General features: G+C 67.7%; 2 protein-coding genes and 1 pseudogene. All 3 read right to left on the bottom strand.

Annotation, left to right across the window (positions count from 1 at the left end; translation table 11 throughout):
* Window positions 1-323, bottom strand: a 323-nt coding sequence (locus ACFRCG_RS48690; protein WP_380043107.1) for an ABC transporter permease subunit, incomplete at its 3' end; no start/stop codon positions are given.
* Window positions 320-1,039 (bottom strand): ectoine/hydroxyectoine ABC transporter permease subunit EhuC, encoded by a 720-nt coding sequence (gene ehuC, locus ACFRCG_RS48685; protein ID WP_095854472.1) that lies wholly within the window; start codon window positions 1,037-1,039, stop codon window positions 320-322. The genes ehuC and ACFRCG_RS48690, both read right to left, overlap by 4 nt.
* A pseudogene (locus tag ACFRCG_RS48680) lies at window positions 1,036-1,146 on the bottom strand (ectoine/hydroxyectoine ABC transporter substrate-binding protein EhuB); the annotation flags it as partial. The pseudogene ACFRCG_RS48680 and the gene ehuC, both read right to left, overlap by 4 nt.

The following is a 1,146-nucleotide window of genomic DNA, read 5'->3' as shown; positions in this document are numbered from 1 at the left end:
CGGTAGACCTGCATCGTGTACGTCGAGTAGTGCAGCCCGATCGCGACGACACCGGTGGTCAGCGCGGAGAACGTGATGTTCCACTCGGGCAGCACGTAGAAGAGGAAGAACAGCTGCACCAGCAGCGGGGTGTTGCGGATGAACTCCGTGACGACCCCGACCGGCCAGCGCACCCAGCGGGTCGGCGTGCGCATCAGCAGCGCCCACACCAGACCCAGGGCGAAGGAGATCACCGAGCCGAGCGCCAGCGCCTGCAGGGTGACCAGCAGTCCGTCCCAGAAGTGCGGCATGAAGTCGCGCACCGCGCCCCAGTCCCAGTTCATGCGGCACCTCCCGTCGCACCGACGCCGGTGGCTTCCACGCGCCGCGGTGTGGTCCTGGCGGGCCGGGGCGCCTTGCCGATCCCGGCCTTCAGCCGCCGCTCCAGTGCCCGCATCAGCCGGGTGATCACGAAGGCGATCGCGAAGTAGATCAGCAGGACGTACGCGTAGATCTCCGCGCTCTGCTGGAGCGCGAGCCGCACGAGGTTGCCGCTGAACGTCAGATCGCCCATGCCCATGATCGACACCAGGGCCGTGCCCTTGAGCAGTTCGACCAGCAGGTTGCAGAAGGAGGGGATCATCTCGGGCACCGCCTGCGGCAGCAGGATCAGCCGCATCCGCTGCCAGGGCGTGAAGCTGAGCGCGATGCCGCCCTCGCGCTGGGCGGGGTCGACGGCGTTCAGGGCGCCGCGCACGATCTCACTGCCGTACGCCCCATAGGTCAGGCCCAGCGCCAGCGTGCCCGCCCACATCGGGACGAGCTGCCAGCCGAAGGCGAGCGGCAGCACGAAGTACACCCAGAAGATCATGATCAGGGCGGAGGTGCCGCGGAACACCTCGGTGTAGAGGCCCGCGAGGAAGCGGACGATCCACCGCCGCGAGGTGCGCGCGACACCGACGGCGAACGAGACGGCCCCGGCCACCAGCGAGCTGAGGAACAGCAACTGGACGGTGACCCAGACACCTTTGAGTACGAGTTCCCACAGTCCCGAGGTCATCCGCGGCAGAGCTCCTTCGCGGTCATGTCGGTCATCTCGGCCCGGGTGAACCCGAAGGGCCGCAGAATGCGGAACAACTCCCCGCTGGCCTTCAGCTTCTTCAGTTC

The organism is Embleya sp. NPDC056575 (assembly GCF_042793325.1).
Lineage (GTDB): Bacteria > Actinomycetota > Actinomycetes > Streptomycetales > Streptomycetaceae > Embleya.
The sequence above is the reverse complement of the archived record's forward strand: the minus strand, read 5'-3'. Positions and strand labels throughout refer to the sequence as shown.